Below are 16957 nucleotides of genomic sequence, written 5' to 3'. Positions count from 1 at the left end.
GAGCAGATCAGGAGCACAAGCGTCAGCGGCGCGGCGTTGTCGGTGAGAGGTTTCAGGACCGAGATCAGGATCGGCGTCAGCGCAAACGTCGTGACGAGCGCGACGAACAGGCGAACCTGGGCCGGAACGTTGACGCTGGAATAGCCGGGCACGAGCATCAGGCAGGCGCCGATGCGGCAGAACACGATGAACGTGACCAGCACGCTATCGGCAAGGCCGCTGATCACGATATGGCTCCCAGCGCCCTGATCTCGGCGCTGCGCGCGACCTCGACATGCGACAGGACCGGCAAGGTCGGGAACACCCGCTCCAGAATCATCCGGACATAGGGGCGGGCTTCCGGGGTGACCGCGAGAACCACGCTGGTGCCGTTCTCGGTGAATTTTCGGATCGCGGCGCTGGCTTCGGTTGCGAACTGCTCGATCAGGCGAGGATCGGCGTCGAATTCGAAGACTTCGCCCTTGGCGTCGCGCTTCAGGCTCTGGTGGAACGCCAGGTCCCAGCGGTTGCCGAGGCGGACGACGTTCAGCACACCGTTGTCGGAAAGGTCGCCGCAGATCTGCTGGGCAAGTCGCGTCCGCACATGCTCCGCGACCTGTTCGGACCGCCGCACATGGGGGGCGATCTCGGCAATGGCCTCCAGGATCAAATGAAGATTGCGGATCGACACGCGCTCGGCCAGCAGGATCTTCAGGATCGCCAGCAGGCCCGAATAGGAGATCTGCGACGGGCAGAGATCCTCGACCAGGCGCTTGTATTCGGGATCGAGACGGTCGAGCAGCCCGCGCATGTCCTTGTAGGACAGCAGCTGCGCGAGATTTGCCCTGAGCACTTCGCTTAAGTGTGTAAGCAGCACCGACAGGTTGTCGACCGGCTTGCAGCCCTGACGCTTGACCTCGTCGGTGAACGCCTCCGTCACCCACAGCGCCTTCATGCCGAAAGCGGGTTCGATCACCTCCTCGCCGGGCACGTCGGGCTTGCCGTCCTTGTCGACGAGCACCAGCACCTCGCCGAGCCGCAGCTCGCCATGGGCGATACGCGTGTCGTGGATCCGGATCTGGTATCCCTTGGGATCGATCGACAGATTGTCGCTGAGCTTGATCTCCGGAATGACGAAGCCGTATTGCTTGGCAAACTTCTTGCGGAGCTTGCTGACCCGGTGTCCAAGCTCGGTGCGCGCGCCCAGCAAATGGACCGACAGATGGCCGCCGAGCGACACCTCGATCTCTGCGGTCTTGAGCGATTCCTTGACGGACTCCTTGGCATCGGCCTGGGCGCGCTCGTCGGCCTTGCGCGCATGCTCTTTCTTCTCCCGCGCCGCCTGCCGCCGCGGCAGCGAGTAGCCGACAAAGGCCATGGCACCGCCGAGCAGCACGAAGGGTGCCATCGGCAGCCCAGGCATCAAGGCGAGCACGAACATCATCAACGACGCCGCCGACACCGCGCGCGGGTAGCCACCGAGCTGCCTCAGCACGGCCTGCTCCGCCGACCCCCTGGTGCCGCCCTTGGAGACCAGGAGGCCCGCCGACAGCGACACGATCAGTGCCGGCATCTGCGTTACCAGACCGTCGCCGACGGAGAGTTTGGTGTAGACGTCGGCGGCGCGCGACAGCGTCAGCCCGTGATGCGTCACGCCGATGATGATGCCGCCGAAGATGTTGATCGCCGTGATGATCAGGCCGGCGATTGCGTCGCCGCGGACGAATTTCGAAGCACCGTCCATTGCGCCGAAGAACGCGCTCTCCTCTTCGAGCTCGCGGCGCCGGCGCTGGGCCTCCTTGTCGTCGATGAGGCCCGCCGAGAGGTCGGCGTCGATCGCCATCTGCTTGCCTGGGATGGCGTCCAGGGTGAAGCGGGCACCGACTTCCGCGATACGCGTTGCACCCTTGGTGATCACGACGAAATTCACCGTCACCAGGATCGCGAAGATGATCAGACCGATGACGAAGTCGCCGCCCATGACGAACTTCGAGAAGCCGGCAACGACGTGACCCGCGGCTTGTTCGCCCTCCCCGCCCCGCGACAGGATCAGACGGGTGGTCGCAACGTTGAGCGCCAGCCGCAGGATCGTCGCGATCAGCAGCACGGTCGGGAAGGCGGAGAAATCGAGCGGCCGCTGGATCCACAGCGCGACCATCAGGATCAGCGCGGACAGCGCGATCGAGAAGGCGAGGCCGAGGTCGATCAGGATCGGCGGTATGGGCAGGAACAGGATCGTGAGCATGGCCACGATACCGCCCGCGAAAAAGGCGTCGGCCCCCAATCGTCGCGGGGTCGGCAGGCTAGCAGCTAATGTATCGGCCATGGGTCACCGGCAGAGGGTCCGCCCCGCAATCTGCCGTGCAAAGCTTACGCGAGGGTGGTGGCCGGGCTCGCGCGGATCAGAAGCCGTGCTCGATCCGCGAATAGACCATCTCGGTGAAGGTGGAGAGATGGGCGCCGATGAAGGAGCCGGAGACGGCAACGACCAGGAGGATGACGATGATCTTCGGCACGAAGGTCAGCGTCACCTCCTGGACCTGGGTCAGCGCCTGGATCAGCGCAATGGCGGTGCCGACGAGCATCGCGGCGCCGACGGCGGGGCCGGAGGCGACGATGATGGTCCAGATCGCCGCCTGGACGATGTCGAGGGCGTCCCGCTCGTTCATGACTGGCTGATCGTAAGGCCGGGCCCGACCGCGACCTTCGTGCCGTTCTCGAGGGTTGCGATGGAGCCATCGTTGTTGATGGAGATCGAAACGACCTTGCCGCTGAAGGTCGCGCCGGTCGCGTCGGTGAAGCTGACGGTCTTTCCGATCAGCCCGTTGGCCTGCGACAGCGACTGCGACGACAGCAGCGCATCCAGCTTCGAATTGGTCTGCATGGCCTGCTCGACCGTCGAGAGCTGGGCGAACTGGCTCATGTACTGCGAGGTATCCATCGGATTGGTCGGATCCTGATTCTTCATCTCGGCGACGAGGAGCTGAAGAAAGGTATTGTAGTCGACGGTGTTACTCGCCGTGTTCTTCGTGGAATCGGTCGCATTGGACTTGCTGGTGCTGTCGGTCGCGCTGGTGACGTTCATGTAGCCTCTCCGCTGTCAGGCAGCCTGGAATGGGATCTCGGTGGCGGCGCCGGCCAGCCCGGCCAGGATTGCGTCCTCCACCGGGAACAGCGCCCGGATCCGCTTGAGCGCCTCGAAATAGCGGGTCGTACGGACCAGCTCATGGATCGCGGCGAGCCCGTCGAGCATCTCGCGGCTCTCGCAAACCGCGAGCAGGGCCGCGTGGTGCTCTCCGTAGAGCGCGACTGCGGCGCCGATACCCGTCGGATTCATCAGCATGAGCTGGACGATGAAATAGAGCTGCCGCATCGCCGTCGTGGCGTCGGAAGCCTGCATGACCTGCGCTTCGAGCAGGAACATCACGTCGTTGACGAGCTCGACGGAGACCTTGCGGTCCACGCGCAGCACTGCGCCATTGACGTAGATCCGCTCACCCGCCCGCAAGGATATTTTCATCAGAGGGCGTCTCGGATCAGGCGGTTGATTTCGATGAGCTGCATCACGTCGTTCGACTTCTCGTCGCGAAGCCGATCGGCTTCCTTGACGACCCACAGACCGATCGAGATGATGTCGGCGCGCAGCTTTTCCGGGAGTGCGTTCTCCGGATGGGCGAGATCCTCGATGAAGATCGTCCACAGCCGCCGCACGTAGAGCAGGCTCTCGACCAGATCTTCGAAGCTGAAGCGTTCGCTCCGAACCCGCTCGAGCCGGTCGATGCCGAGGCTTAGCGCCTGCCGCTCGCGGCCCCGCGCCTCATAGCCGCTATCGTCGACAACCGCTTCATAGGCTTCAAACGTCATTAGAACCACTCTGCGCAGGAGACCGAATAACAAGACAAAGGTGACAGACCGCGGCTCAGAGATAGTTGATGAGGCTGATCTGCTGGAGCTGCGACGTCAGCGACAGTGCCGTCTTGATCTGGGTCTGCAGGGTGTTGACCCGGACGGAGGCCTCCGTCGGGTCGACCGCCTCCAGACCAACGATCTGATTGTTCAGAATGTCCTGCTGCGCCTTGAGCTTTTCGGTGGCGCCGGTGACCCGCTGCTGGACTGTGCCCATACTACCGCCGAGCGTAGCGAGGTCAGTGATGGCGGTACCGACGAGGCCGATGGCCTTGTCCACGACGACCTGGAACGTGTCCTGGCTCAGCTTCGCGTTCCCGAGATCCGCCATCATGGTGTAGGCCTCCGCGAGCCTGCGGAAGCCGATCTGGTTGGCGCTAACGGACGTATCGGCGATCTCGGTCGTGGAGATACGGCTCTGCATGGTCTGGTCGGTGGCCGTTGACCAATTGGTGTTCCAGGCCGGGCTCGCGAACTCGGCATCGAAGGTGGTGTTGAGGAAGGTCTGCATTTGGGCCGGGGTAATGCTGCCCACGCTGGCCGAGGATTGCGAGAAGCCGAAGGTCGCAAGGAAATCCGCGTCGACCTGGTTCTTGCTGGCCGAGCCCGCGGTGTAAGCCGTGATCGGTTGGTTCTGCGTGTTGATGCCCGAGAACAGATACGAGCCGTTATAGGAGACGTTCAGCGCGCCGATCAGGTCCTGGAGGTTGGAGGACGCAGGCGGCAGGATGATCCGCCCGCCGCCGTCGGTGCTGCGGGCCGCGATCAGGTCCTTGAGGAAAGAGGTTGCGGTCGTGCCGAGCTGGGTGATCCGGTTCTGCGTCGTGTCCAGGCGCCCCGAGACGAGCCCGTTGGTATCGACGAGTTGATCGGCGAAGCTCAGGTCCGCCCGCAGGGTGACGTCGCTTCCCGTCGTGGCACCAAGCTCGAGGCCGACATCGGCGAAGCGGCCGGTGGTGGCTTCCTTCGAGGCCTTGGTCAGCGCGGCCTGATTGTTCGTGATCGAGGACCTCAACGACGAAGACAGCATCAGGGTCGAGATGTAGTTGGCGCTCATCATGACTTAGTTCCCCACGGCGGCCAGCAGGCTCTGCAACATTTGGTCGACGGTCGAGATGATCTTCGACGACGCCGAATAGGTACGTTCGACCTGAAGCATCAAGGACATCTCGTCGTCCATGTTGACGCCGCTGACGTTCGACAGCGCCGCGGAGCTGCGGTCGAGCAGCGTGTTCTGATAGGTGGCGTTGTCGTCCGCGGCCTTGCGTTGGTTTTCGATCCAGCTCGTCGACGACGCCGCGAAATCGATCAAGCTGCCGGTCGGCTTGCCTTGCGTGGTTGCATCGAACGGCTGCGACGCATCCATGTTGCCGATGAGCTGCTGCAGCCTGGTCGAGTAGCCGGCATTGCCGGTGGTGTTGTATCTGTAGGCAACGTTGCCGCTGATCGCGCCATCACGCAGCAGATTGGGATTGCCGCCCTGGGCCGGGTCGACCGACGCGGCAACGCTGATCGAGCCGGCCAGGCCGACCGAGACGGTCGCGCTTGCGGGCATCGCGGGTGAGCCGGGATAGGTGAAGAGGCCGGGCCGGTCGGGCAGCGCGGCGCCGGACTGGTCGACCTCCTTGAAGGATTCGACAAGGCCGCGTGCGACCTCGTCGAGCTGGCTCTGATACGTGACCGTGGCGTTGTCGCGCAACTGGGCGAGGCCAGCGAGCTTGCCGGTCTTGATCGGCATCACGGAATTGGCGCCGGTGACCGGGACACCGTCGATATAGACAGCATTTCCGGTGGTCCCGGGCGTATAGATGTTGGTCGCCGCGAAGCTGACCGAGCGCGCCGTCTTGTCGAACAGCACGACGCCGCTGTCGGTGTAGAGCGCCGCGTCGCCGTTGGCGCGCAGCGTCATCGAGACGCCGACCTCCTGCGACATCTTCGAGACGATGTTGTCGCGCTGGTCGAGATAATCGGTGACGTCGTCACCGGCGATCGTCCCCTTCACGATCGCGGTGTTGACCTTATCGAACTGGGTCAGGAGCTGATTGATATTCCCGACCGAAGTCGCCATGTCGGCGTCCGCTCCCTGGCGCACCGTCTGCACGGTCTTGGTGGCCTGGTTGAGCGCGGTCGCCATGTCCTTGGCGGACGTGACCGCCGCCTGCGCCAGCGTGGTGTTGTCCGGAGCGTTGGCATATTGCTGGAGCGCCTGCTTCAGCTTGTTGAGCTGGGCGGCCGGCGACTGCCCAAGTTCGGGATCGTCCACAGTCGAGGCCGATATCTTCTGAAGACCGTCCAGGATCGCATTCTGCTTGGCGGACCCAGACGTCGCGATCAAGACGTTATTATAGAGACCCGAGCTGGCGGCGCGCTGGATCGCCGCCACATAGACGCCGGCCCCGGGGAGATTGTCCAGCACGGCGATCTTGCGCGAATAGCCGGCGGCGCTGGCACCGGCTATGTTGCGCGAGATCGTCGACGACTGGATGCCCGACGCCATGAGCGACGCACGAGCGGAGTCGAGAGCGGCGGTAAGGGACATGATCTGCTCTTGCCCGGAATGAGCGCTTGAGGATTCAGCGCTTCAGGTTGACGACGACGTCGAGAAGATCGGCGCCGGTCTGGAACGATTTCGAATTCGCAGTGAAGCCGCGCTGCGCCTCGATCATCCCGGTGAGTTCGTCCGCGAGGTCGACGTTGGAGTCTTCCAGCGCGCCCGACTGGACAGTGCCGAGACCGCCGGTACCAGCATTCCCGGCCTGCGCGTTGCCGGAATTCATGTTGGTCGAATAGACGTTGCCGGGCTCCGGCGTCAGGTTGTCGGGGCTCGCGACGTCGGCGAGCATGATGGTGTAGAGCGTCAGCTGCTGACCGTTCTTGAGGATCGCCGTCACGAAGCCCGAATCGTCGACATCGACTTTGTCGATGGCCGATGGAACGCTGCCATTGACAGTCGCCTTGAAGCTGAAGTCGGTTCCGACCTGCGTCATGTTCGACAGGTCCAGGCTCATCGCCGCACCGCCGGGAACGGTGAGGGCGAGAGTCGTCGGGCTCGCCGCGGCCAGCGTGCCTTTGCCGGTTGCGGTCGTATCGAAGGTGAAAGTGGTGGCGGCACCGACCGACGCACCTGTCGCGGAGTTGTAAGCCTGAAGCTGCCAGGTGTCAGAGCCGGCGGCCGTCGCCGTGTGGGACATGTAGACGTCGAGCGTAACGGCCTGGCCGATATTGTTGTAGGCCACGATCGAGCTCTTCGACGAATATGACGCCGGCCCGGGCGGACCGGCGATCACAGCCGCTTTCGGATCCAGATTGCCGGTCGTGAGCGTTCCCGCCGTCGACGGCACGGGCACTTGCGAAACCTGGGCAATGTTGACGATCTGCATGCCGGACAGGCTGTTCTGCGAGAAATTGGTCACCTTACCGGGCTGGCCCAGGAGGTAGTAGCCGGCCGCGTTGACCAGATTGCCCTGGGCGTCCGGCACGAACGAGCCGGCGCGCGTCAGATATTGCTGCGTGTTGGCGGCGTTCGACACCACGAAGAAGCCGTTGCCCTGCACGGCGAGGTCCGTGGTCGACGTGGTGAACTGCGTGTGTCCCGCGTCGCTGATGGCGTAGCGAACCGTCGTCTCGACGGCGCCGGAGTCGTAATTGCCGGAGCCGCTCTTCAGGATCAGTGACGAGAATTCCGTCGAAGCCCGCTTGTAACCGGTCGTGTTGACGTTCGCGATGTTGTCCGAAACCGTCGACAGCTTGTTGGACTGCGCGCTCATTCCGGAAACGCCGGTGCGCATAACACCATACAGGCTCATGAAGTAGGCTCCTTTGTCAGGTTGTATCTACAATGCGGGTTCTTGCTTGCGCGGAGCTGATGATTGGGATCCGTGCACAACTTTCAGGTGGTAGCGGTCATGTCGTCTTCGGCTGACAGAACGAGCGCGCCTTGTCGGTCCACGCGCCGAAGCCGCTGGAGACGAGATGCGCGACGATGTGACAGACGTAGCGCTTCTGCGCGGGCTGATTGTTGGGGCCTGCGTTGTAGCGCGCGACCGCCATGGTCCAGCTGCCCTCGCGCTGCTTCAGCTCTTTCAGGAAGCGAGCGGCGTATTCGACGTTCTTCGCGGGATCGAACATCGCGCGCACCGACGTGAACTTGTCGCCGTGATAATAATGGTTGATCTGCATGCAGCCGAGGTCGATCAGCTTGATGCCCTTGCTGCGCATCGTCTCGAAATTCGCGATCGCGTCGTTCATGTCCTTGGCGAACACGGTCTGGCCGTCGGCGCCGAGCGCGTAAGGATAGAGCGCACCGCGCCGCCCGGTCTCGGTGAGACCGACCGCATAGAGAATGCCGAGCGGGATCCCATGCTGCTGGGACGCGCGCGCCATCTCGCGCTCGCAAGGGCGCGCGTTGTCGGTCGCCGCTGCCGCGGCGCCCGCGCTACAGATAAACAGGGCCGCGGCGAGTATGCGGCCCCACGTCCTGGTCATGACGCGTCTCCTCGTTGGACTGGCGCTCCTGCCGGGCCTGCTTCGCACCGCCGTCCGATTGCCCGGACGACGTGCCGGCGCCGCCGAACGTGCCTTGCGACTGCGACGATGGCTGTTGCTGGCCGGAGAGCTGCGGCTGCGGCTGGCCGGAGCCGCTCTGGAATCCGTCCAGCGAGCCGTGCTGCACGGGCGCGACGTCGGCGACATAGCCCGCCGACTGCATGAGATCGCGGATCGACTCGCGCTGCTGATCCAGCATCAGGCTGGTGTCCTTGCGCGCGGCCGCGAGGTGAACTGAAACCTCCGAGCCGACGAGGCGAAGGCGTACCGTGACGTTGCCGAGCGCCGGCGGTTCGAGATTGATCGTCAGGATCTTGAGCGGTTCAGGCGCTTTGGTCTGCGACGTCGCGAGATCGGCGGCGGTGGACGCCGTCGGAGCCGGCGATTCCTTCAGCTCGGCGACGACTGCGTTGGCGACCTGCTGCGTGGCGCTGAACTGCGCCGGCGGCAGATGGGTCTCCTGCTGGACCACGGTGACCTTGGTCGCTTCGGGCAATGCGTCCCGCGCCGAGGCCTTGACGGCGCGTTCGACATTGGCCGTGACGGCCTCGAAGCCTTGCGTCGCGGGCATTGCCTTCGAGGACGCATCGCTGCCTTGCTGCGCGGCTGCCGCCGCCTGCGAAGGCGCTGCCTGCGAGCGCGTGCCCGTTGAAGCGGCAGCCGGCGGCGCGGGCTCGGCAGACGTGACCTTCGCGGTGCCCTGGACCTCACGCTTCGTCGTGGCAGAGCGCTCGTCGCGCGCAGGCGCGTCCTTCTTGTCGGCCGCCGGCGATTGCAGCTGCGGCTTCACGGCCGGCACGGCGGCGAACTGCTGTTCGACGACCGCCGGAATGCTCGATCGGGCCGAAACATCGGTCTTCGCGCTGTGGTCGACCGGAGTTTGCGTCTCCGGCGATTTTTCAGTTTTCTCGTCGGACGATTTGCGAATGGGTTCGGGCTCGTCATCGGCCTCGGTGCGTTCCCGCACCGTCTTGTCCTTGTCGGCCGGGTGCGCGAGGTGCGTGCGCAACGATCCGGCCTTCGCGCTCGTGTTGCCGCCCTCGTCGTTGAGCGCCCGCTTCGCGAGATTCGAGACGGTGTGCAGCAGATCGTTGAACGACGAATCTGCCGGCGATTTCGTTCCGGCGGATTTTCCCGAGCGCGATGCGCCGCGCACGTTGAGGCTTTCGGCGAGACCCGAAAAGACCTGTCCGGAGGTTCCACTGAGCTTCGTCATGGGCGATCCCTGGTAAGGCGTTCGAGTTCGCCGAGCTGCTTCAGCGCGCGCGCAAGCGTCTCGGTCGACGCGGCGAGATCGAGACGCGCCGGCGTGACCGGAGGCTTGTCGGCGGCGGCGGTGGATCCGCCCACGAACGGCTTGCGGACATCGAGTGCGAGCTGCAACGTCGCATTCAGCAACGGAACGTCGCGCTCGGGCAACTTCGAGCGGTCGAGGGCCTTCAACTCGGCGACACCGCCGTCATACTCATCAGTGAGCGCCCGCGAGACGCCGCGGAAGAAATGCGCGCGCTCGCGATCCTCCGAGGCGTCGGCGCTGAGCGTCAGCGCACGCTCGCCTGCAAGCCGGGTCACCGCCAGCCGTCCATGCACCATCGCGGTGCGCGCGATCACGAGATAAAGCTTGAGGCGGCTCGCGCGGTCGATCTGCTCCAGCAGAGTGACGATCCGCGCAAAGCGGCGCTCGTCGAGAGCAATGCTCGATTGCGTCAGGCCGGAGGCGAAGCGCTGCCAGAAGTCCCCAGCATAGACCGAGTTGCGGTAATGGCGGATATAGGCGAGCGTCAGGAACTCGAACTTGTCGAAATCCTCGGCCTGCCCGACCAGCAGGATCTCGCGCCGCAGTGCCGCCTCCTCCACCAGCGTGCCCGGCAACAGCAGCCGCGCGTCGTCCAGACGCTCGATCGCGAGCGATGCCTCGGCGCGCGCGAACAGCGCGCCCTGGACCAGCGCGACCTGTCCGCCCAGGCCCGTTGGCAACGTGCGCGGCTTGACCTCCTTGAGCAGTTCGCGCGCTTCGTCCTGGCGGCCTTCGACATAGGCCAGCGCACCATTGAACAGCCGCTCGTCGACGTTCAGCTTGTCGCGCGGCAGCTTTCGGACGACCTGCGGCCCGCCGCCGCTGAGCAAGTAGATGATGACGGCCTGGCCGTTCTGCGCGTTGCTCCACACGCCCGGATCGGCGGCGAGGAACTTTTCACCGACCTGCCGGGTCAGCGCGATGTGGCTGCCATGCGCCGCGGTGTCGCCACGGGCAATGCCATCCTGCACCGCCTGCAATGTGCGCACGAGCTCATAGGGCTCGCCCGAGGTTGATGCCGGGGACGGTGCCGGATCGGCAAGCGCGCATACCGTCGTGAACGGCAGCAGCAGCAGCGCGGCGCGCAGGAGCGGCCTGATCAAGGGCGCTTCTCCCGGATCAGGATCTCGATCCGGCGGTTCTGGGCGGCAGCAGGATCGTTCGTCAGTTTCGGCCGCCGATCGGCGTAGCCTTCGACATGCTCGATCCGCTGCGCATCGACGCCGGAGCGAACCAGCATGTAATAGGCCATCTGCGCGCGCGCCGTCGACAGCCGCCAATTGTCGTAATTCTCCGACTTGTAAGGCCGATTGTCGGTGTGGCCGCGGACGATGATCATGCCCTGGCGCTTCGTCAGCAGTGGCCCGATCTTGTCGATCACGCGGATCAGCTCAGGCCGCGGCTCGGCCGAGCCGACCGCGAACATCCCGAAGCTCGCATCGTCGGTCAGGCTGATCAGAAGGCCCTCCTCGACCTGGCGCACCTCGGCAACCGGGCCCGCACCGGCCTTGATGTCCGACAGCGCATCCGCGATTGCAGACTGAAGCTGCTTGACGGTCGGCTGCTGGGTCTGTGCCGCATCGCGCGATTCGGAATTCTTTGCTTGATCGCCGGGGCGTGGCTGCGCGGCGGCATTGGCTTGAGCGCCAGCCTGGGCGCCCGGTTGCGGCGCATTCGCCTGGGCACTGCCATCGCGTTGAGCCTGCGAAGGCGCAGGCCCCGGCGGCAGCAGGGGCGACAGGCTTGCAGACGACGCGTCCGCGTTCGGCGCCACGCTTCCGCCGGCATCGTCCTGCTTGGCACGTTGCGCCTGCGGCTCGCCCTGACCTGTCCCGGACGCGTTGTCGCGCGCGGACGCGTTCGGCTTTGGCTCGCTGTCGACGAAGTGATCCGCATCCTTGGACGTCTGCGGCGTCAACTTCCAATAGCCGGGATCGAAGGGATCGCGGTAGGCATCGCCGCCCTTGAGGCCGTCCTCTTCGGCGGAGGTCAGCGCGCCGGCACGGCGCTGGCCCGAGGCCTGGTTCGCGCTGTTGGCGATCTCGGCAAGCGTCGCGTAGGGATCGCGAAACAGAACCTTCTCTTCGAAGGAGGCAGGCTTCTCCGCCGTCGGCGACTCTCCGCGACGTTCTTCGTTCGGCCCGGCCGGCTGACGCTTGCCGTCCTGGCCTTCGAACTGCGTCGGCTCCTTCTTGCTGAGATCCTTGAGGCCCTTCGGAGCGGGTGCGTTCTCCGCGAGCTTGATCGGGTTGAAATAGCTCGCGACCACCTGCTTCTGGTCCTGGTTGAGCGCATTGAGCAGCCACATGACCAGAAAGAACGCCATCATCGCGGTCATGAAGTCCGCATACGCGATCTTCCAGACGCCACCGTGATGCGCCTCCTCGGCGAAGGCGCTGCGCCTGCGGATGATCACCAGCTCGTGCTTGACTTCTTCCATGGCGGACTACCGGCGCGCCTCGTTCAGACGTTCGCTCCACGCCGCAATCTGCGTCTCGATCACGGTCTGGTCTGCGACGACGCGGACCTCGAAAGTGTCGGCGGCTTCGTATTCAATCCCGGTTCGCCGGGCCGTCTGGAGCTGCGAGCGCACCAGATCGAGCAATTCGCCCGGGCCGGTGATCTTGAACACCGGCACCGGCGAATTGCCGGTCAGCGCTGCGATCTGCTCGACCAGCGATCCGATCGCCTTGTCACGGACGGCGTCGGCGAGGAAAGGCAGCAATATCCGCGCAACCGAGCTTGCGATGTTGGTTTCGATCTCGCGGCAGGCCGTCTCGAAGCCGCCCACGATCGTGGCCGCCTGCTGGTCGGACCATTTGGCCCGCTCCTCGCCGAGCCGGATCGCGCTGCGAACGCGCTCCTCGGCGACCCTGGCATCGCCTTCCGCGACACCGGCGGCGTGACCGCGACGATAGGCATCTTCGAGAAGATTGACCGACGGAGTTTCCGCCTCGGGCGCCGGAAGCGGCGACTGAAGCTGCGGCTGCGATTGGGCCTGACGCGGCGGCTGGGGCTCGCGCCGCACCTCCATCGGCCTAGTCAGCACATCCTGGATCTTGGGGGGCGGAGGCGGCGGTGGAGACTTGGCCCGCCCATTCGCGTCGAACTGCGTCAGGAGTTTTCCGATAGCCGCGTTCATGCTGCCTCCTCGCGTCGCATCCAGTCTTTAAGGATTGCTGCCGCCTGCATCTGATCGAGCCGGACGATCTGCTCCAGCCGCTTCTGCGGCGTCCGCTGCATCTTGCCTTCGAGATCCTCGACGAGGTTGAGCTCGGGGTCCTGACTGTCGGCCAGTGCAAGGGCCGTTGCAGCCTCGAGCTCGGCGGCCTCGGCCGCCTCGGTCTGCTCCTGCGCTGCGCGATGCGTCAGAATGCCGTTGACCGCGGGGCGAAGGCCGAACCAGACCAGCATCGAGGCAACGGCCAGGATGGTCACCGCGTTGATGACGCTGCCGAGCTGCTTGTTGATCATCTCGACGAAGCTGATCGGCGGCACCGGCGCCAGTTCGCGCGAGCCTTCGATGAAGTCGACGGCCGTGACCTGGATCTGGTCGCCGCGCTGCTTGTCCAGTCCGCCTGCCGTCGCCGCGAGCTGGCTGATCTCGGCGAGCTTGCTGTCGACGATCGCCTGATTGCTCTTGTCGCCGAGATCGGCGACGAGCCGCGCGCGGTTGACCAGCACGGCGATGAAGAGTTTCTTGACCAAATAACCGTCGCTCACCGTCGTCGTTGTCTTGGACGACACCTCGAAATTGGTGACGTCCTCGCGGCGGGTCTTGTCCTCGCTGGAATTCTTCGTGCCGCCGCTATTCACCTGCTGGTCCGGCAGGTTCTGCTGCACCGTGGTCGGCGTCGAACGGTCCGCATTCTGCGACGATTCCTTCTCGCGCACGTTCCGGACCGAGCGCTCGGCGCGGCTCTCCGGGTCGTAGACCGTCTCGTTGGTCTGCCGCTTGTCGGTGGAGAGCTGCGGCGCGACGCTCACCTCGAAATTGTCCAGGCCGAGATATGGCGTCAACGCCTTGCGGATGTTCTCCTGCACCATTCCGCCGACCGTCTTCTGGAGGCTCGCCATCTTGGTCGGCGCTGCGCTGGCCTCGTCCTCTTCGGCCAGCAGCATCGAACCATCGGCATCCAGCACCGTCACCTTGTCCCGGCTCATGCCGGGAATGGCCGCCGCGACGAGGTGGCGGATCGACTGCGCCGTGCGCGCCTCGAGTGCGCCGTCGGTGCGCAGCACGACCGACGCCGACGGCGGCTGCTGCGTCGCCCGGAACGAGCCGCGTACCGGCATCACGATATGCACCCGCGCCGCCTTGACGCCCTTCATCAGCTGCACGGTGCGCGCGATCTCGCCTTCGAGCGCCCGCAGCTTGGTGACTTCCTGCATGAACGAGGTCAGGCCGAGCGAGCCGATCTTGTCGAACAGCTCGTAGCCGGAATTGGCGCTGGTCGGCAGGCCCTTCTCGGCCAGCAGCATCCGCGCCTGCATGGTCTGGCTCGGGCGCACCGAGACGGCGTCGCCGGCCGTATTGACGTCGAATGTGATATTCTGCTCGCGCAGTGCGGCGCCGATGCGCGTCACGTCTTCGCGATTGAGGCCTGTATAGAGCGTTTCGAACTCAGGCCGGCTCAGATAATAGGCGCCGCCGACGACGGTGACGAGAACGGCAAAGCCGATCAGTCCCAAGGCCATCAGGCGTCGCGGCCCAAGCTCCAGCAGATTGTTGAGCAGTTGCTGTACCTGCGCACGACTGAGCAGCATGTGACCTCGTACCAATGCGAACGTATGGGACACTCCGCTGCCAACCTTGTCTGAAGGTTACGCGAGGAGGCGAATGTGTCGGTTCGCGGGCGAGGCGTTGCAATTTTACAAGAATCCTGGACGACGCGATCAGGTCGGGAGCAACAAACGGGCGCATGGCAGCGCGATCGGCTGCGGCGTGCTGCATGACGTCTGGCGTCGGGAGATCTTCCATTACGGGCACATCTTGTGCCGCCACACCCGCCGGTCATGGCGGGGACCGTGCTCCCGGGGGAGCACGGTTGTTTCCAAAGCCGGAGCTTACTTGAACAGCGACAGGATGCTCTGGCTGTTCTGGTTGGCGATCGAGAGCGCCTGAACGCCGAGCTGCTGCTGGGTCTGCAGCGCCTGAAGGCGGGTCGATTCCGCATTCATGTCGGCGTCGACGAGCTGGCCGACGCCGCGGTCCACCGAGTCCATCAGGGTCTTGACGAAGTCCGTGTTGGTCGCGATGCGGTTCTTGACGGCACCGAGATTGGCGGCGGCCGAGGCCACCGTGTTGATCGCGGTCGTGACCTGCGTGATGTAGCTGTCGAGCAGGATCTGGTCGGGCGTCGAGTCGGTCAGTGCACTGATGCTCAGGGTGCTGACCGAGGCCGCGGCCGGGGCGGGCGTTGGACCGCCGGCGGGCGGGGCGACGGTCGTGTCGAGAATGCCGGTCGGAGATGCGCCACCGGTGGTGTAGAGCGCGAAGCTCGCGGTCGTCACGGTAATCGAGCCGATGGTGGGCGTGCCGCCGACGCGAGAGTACGACGACACCAGGTTGAAGGACAACGGCGTCGCCGCGGGCGTAGCCGAGGTGTTGATGCTCAGCCAGTTAATTCCATTGAAGGTCGCGGAGTCGGCCTTGAGCCTCATATCCTGCTGAATCTGGGTGATGTCAGCCTGGATCTTGGTGCGGTCGATACCGGCGGTCTTGGCTTCGACCAGCAGCGCCTGGAGCTTGGTCAGGCCGGAATTCTTGTCGCCGATCACCGAGGTCAGAGCGGTGTATTCGGTGTCGACGGTCGCGGCCGACAGACCGAGCGAGTCGGAGACGGCGGAAAGCGCGGCGTTGTCGGAGCGCATCGAGGTCGCGATCGACCAGTAGGCAGCGTTGTCGGACGCGGTCGAGACACGCTGACCGGTCGAGATCCGGTTCTGCGTGGTCGCGAGTTGCGAGCTGACATTGCGGAGGGTCTGCAGCGCGGTCATTGCAGACGAGTTGGTGAGCAGACTTGAACTCATTTTTGACGTCCCCTTGAAACGGATTGAAATTTTTTGGGACATACCGGGCTTGCACCGGTACGACAGGGCGGCGTCATGCCTTTGGGCGGCGAAATAGCGGGCCCAACCTGTCGTAACGGCGGCGATAGCACGCGAAGTTTGTGCGAGGCTTGTGGCTCCGCGGCGGGCCGGAACACGACGAGCCAGGTCAAGGCGTCAAGTCGAATTTCCGGGCCGGGATCATGGCGCGCGACGAGCTTCCGCCAAAATGGAAAGGCCGCGCTTCTCGCGAAGCGCGGCCTCCCCTGATGGTCTTGAGGCTTAGCCGCGGAACAGCGACAGGATGCTCTGGCTGTTCTGGTTGGCGATCGAAAGCGCCTGAACACCGAGCTGCTGCTGCGTCTGCAGGGCCTGAAGGCGGGTCGATTCCGCGTTCATGTCGGCGTCGACGAGCTGGCCGACACCGCGATCCACCGAGTCCATCAGGGTCTTGACGAATTCGGTGTTGGTCGCGATGCGGTTCTTGACGGCACCGAGATTGGCGGCGGCCGAGGCCACCGTGTTGATCGCGGTCGTGACCTGCGCGATGTAGCTGTCGAGCAGGACCTGGTCGGGCGCCGCATCGGTCAGCGCACCGATGTTCATGGTGCTGACCGAGGCCGCGGCGGGAGCGGGCGTCGGGCCGCCGGCGGGCGGGGCGACGGTCGTGTCGAGAATGCCGGTCGGAGATGCGCCACCGGTGGTGTAGAGCGCGAAGTTCGCGGTCGTCACCGTGATGGAGCCGATGGTGGGCGTGCCGCCGACGCGAGAGTACGACGACACCAGGTTGAAGGACAACGGCGTGGCCGCGGGCGTAGCCGAGGTGTTGATGCTCAGCCAGTTAATGCCGTTGAAGGTCGCGGAGTCGGCCTTGAGCTTCATATCCTGCTGGATCTGGGTGATGTCAGCCTGGATCTTGGTGCGGTCGATGCCAGCGGTCTTGGCTTCAACCAGCAGCGCCTGGAGCTTGGTCAGGCCGGAGTTCTTGTCGCCGATGACCGAGGTCAGAGCAGTATATTCCGTGTCGACGGTCGCGGCCGACAGACCGAGCGAGTCGGAGACGGCGGAGAGCGCGGCGTTGTCGGAGCGCATCGAGGTCGCGATCGACCAGTAGGCAGCGTTGTCGGACGCGGTCGAGACGCGCTGACCGGTCGAGATCCGGTTCTGCGTGGTCGCGAG

17 protein-coding genes are annotated in these 16957 nt (G+C 64.8%); all 17 read right to left on the bottom strand.

Annotation, left to right across the window (positions count from 1 at the left end; all coding sequences use genetic code 11):
* The coding region (locus AC1DW2_RS41480; RefSeq protein ID WP_477008962.1) for a flagellar biosynthetic protein FliR at positions 1-227 on the bottom strand (227 nt) is incomplete at its 3' end.
* Positions 224-2305 carry a flagellar biosynthesis protein FlhA gene (flhA, locus tag AC1DW2_RS41475; RefSeq protein WP_071909981.1) on the bottom strand — a complete coding sequence of 694 codons (2082 nt, stop codon included), beginning with the start codon at positions 2303-2305 and terminating at the stop codon, positions 224-226. The genes AC1DW2_RS41480 and flhA, both read right to left, overlap by 4 nt.
* A gap of 76 nt (positions 2306-2381) precedes the next feature.
* Complete coding sequence (gene fliQ, locus AC1DW2_RS41470) at positions 2382-2648, bottom strand: flagellar biosynthesis protein FliQ (RefSeq protein WP_014492683.1); 267 nt, start codon at positions 2646-2648, stop codon at positions 2382-2384.
* Entirely contained in the window at positions 2645-3064 is a 420-nt protein-coding gene (gene flgD / locus AC1DW2_RS41465; RefSeq protein WP_166344144.1) for a flagellar hook assembly protein FlgD, read from the bottom strand. Before flgD ends, fliQ begins: the two co-directional genes overlap by 4 nt.
* 15 nt (positions 3065-3079) lie before the next feature.
* On the bottom strand, positions 3080-3499 hold the full coding sequence (flbT, locus tag AC1DW2_RS41460) for a flagellar biosynthesis repressor FlbT (RefSeq protein WP_477008961.1): 420 nt from the start codon (positions 3497-3499) through the stop codon (positions 3080-3082).
* Complete coding sequence (flaF, locus tag AC1DW2_RS41455) at positions 3499-3843, bottom strand: flagellar biosynthesis regulator FlaF (protein ID WP_354239368.1); 345 nt, start codon at positions 3841-3843, stop codon at positions 3499-3501. The genes flbT and flaF overlap by 1 nt, the downstream gene beginning before the upstream one ends.
* Before the next feature lie 55 nt (positions 3844-3898).
* A complete protein-coding gene (locus AC1DW2_RS41450; RefSeq protein ID WP_477008960.1) occupies positions 3899-4945 on the bottom strand; it encodes a flagellar hook-associated family protein in 1047 nt (348 codons plus the stop codon).
* 3 nt (positions 4946-4948) lie between these two features.
* Complete coding sequence (flgK, locus tag AC1DW2_RS41445) at positions 4949-6424, bottom strand: flagellar hook-associated protein FlgK (protein WP_354239364.1); 1476 nt, start codon at positions 6422-6424, stop codon at positions 4949-4951.
* Between the two features lie 34 nt (positions 6425-6458).
* Positions 6459-7691, bottom strand: a complete 1233-nt coding sequence (locus AC1DW2_RS41440) for a flagellar hook protein FlgE (protein ID WP_071909973.1) — start codon at positions 7689-7691, stop codon at positions 6459-6461.
* A gap of 97 nt (positions 7692-7788) precedes the next feature.
* Positions 7789-8370 carry a transglycosylase SLT domain-containing protein gene (locus AC1DW2_RS41435; protein ID WP_477008959.1) on the bottom strand — a complete coding sequence of 194 codons (582 nt, stop codon included), beginning with the start codon at positions 8368-8370 and terminating at the stop codon, positions 7789-7791.
* Positions 8321-9646: a flagellar hook-length control protein FliK gene (fliK, locus tag AC1DW2_RS41430; RefSeq protein ID WP_477008958.1), complete on the bottom strand. Its 1326-nt coding sequence runs from the start codon at positions 9644-9646 to the stop codon at positions 8321-8323. Before fliK ends, AC1DW2_RS41435 begins: the two co-directional genes overlap by 50 nt.
* Positions 9643-10830: a chemotaxis protein gene (locus AC1DW2_RS41425; protein WP_477008957.1), complete on the bottom strand. Its 1188-nt coding sequence runs from the start codon at positions 10828-10830 to the stop codon at positions 9643-9645. Before AC1DW2_RS41425 ends, fliK begins: the two co-directional genes overlap by 4 nt.
* Positions 10827-12167 (bottom strand): MotB family protein, encoded by a 1341-nt coding sequence (locus AC1DW2_RS41420; RefSeq protein WP_477008956.1) that lies wholly within the window; start codon positions 12165-12167, stop codon positions 10827-10829. The genes AC1DW2_RS41425 and AC1DW2_RS41420 overlap by 4 nt, the downstream gene beginning before the upstream one ends.
* A 6-nt stretch (positions 12168-12173) precedes the next feature.
* Complete coding sequence (locus AC1DW2_RS41415; protein ID WP_477008955.1) at positions 12174-12869, bottom strand: hypothetical protein; 696 nt, start codon at positions 12867-12869, stop codon at positions 12174-12176.
* Complete coding sequence (fliF, locus tag AC1DW2_RS41410) at positions 12866-14494, bottom strand: flagellar basal-body MS-ring/collar protein FliF (RefSeq protein WP_354239354.1); 1629 nt, start codon at positions 14492-14494, stop codon at positions 12866-12868. The genes AC1DW2_RS41415 and fliF overlap by 4 nt, the downstream gene beginning before the upstream one ends.
* Before the next feature lie 300 nt (positions 14495-14794).
* The gene (locus AC1DW2_RS41405) at positions 14795-15760 is read right to left on the bottom strand and encodes a flagellin N-terminal helical domain-containing protein (RefSeq protein WP_477008954.1); all 966 of its coding nucleotides are present in this window, start codon (positions 15758-15760) and stop codon (positions 14795-14797) included.
* A 300-nt stretch (positions 15761-16060) separates the two neighbouring features.
* On the bottom strand, positions 16061-16957 hold an 897-nt coding region (locus AC1DW2_RS41400; RefSeq protein WP_477008953.1), incomplete at its 5' end, for a flagellin.

The sequence above is a fragment of the Bradyrhizobium sp. P3_C3 genome, assembly GCF_056402655.1.
Note: the sequence above shows the minus strand (reverse complement) of the source record. Positions and strands in the feature narration are given on the sequence as shown.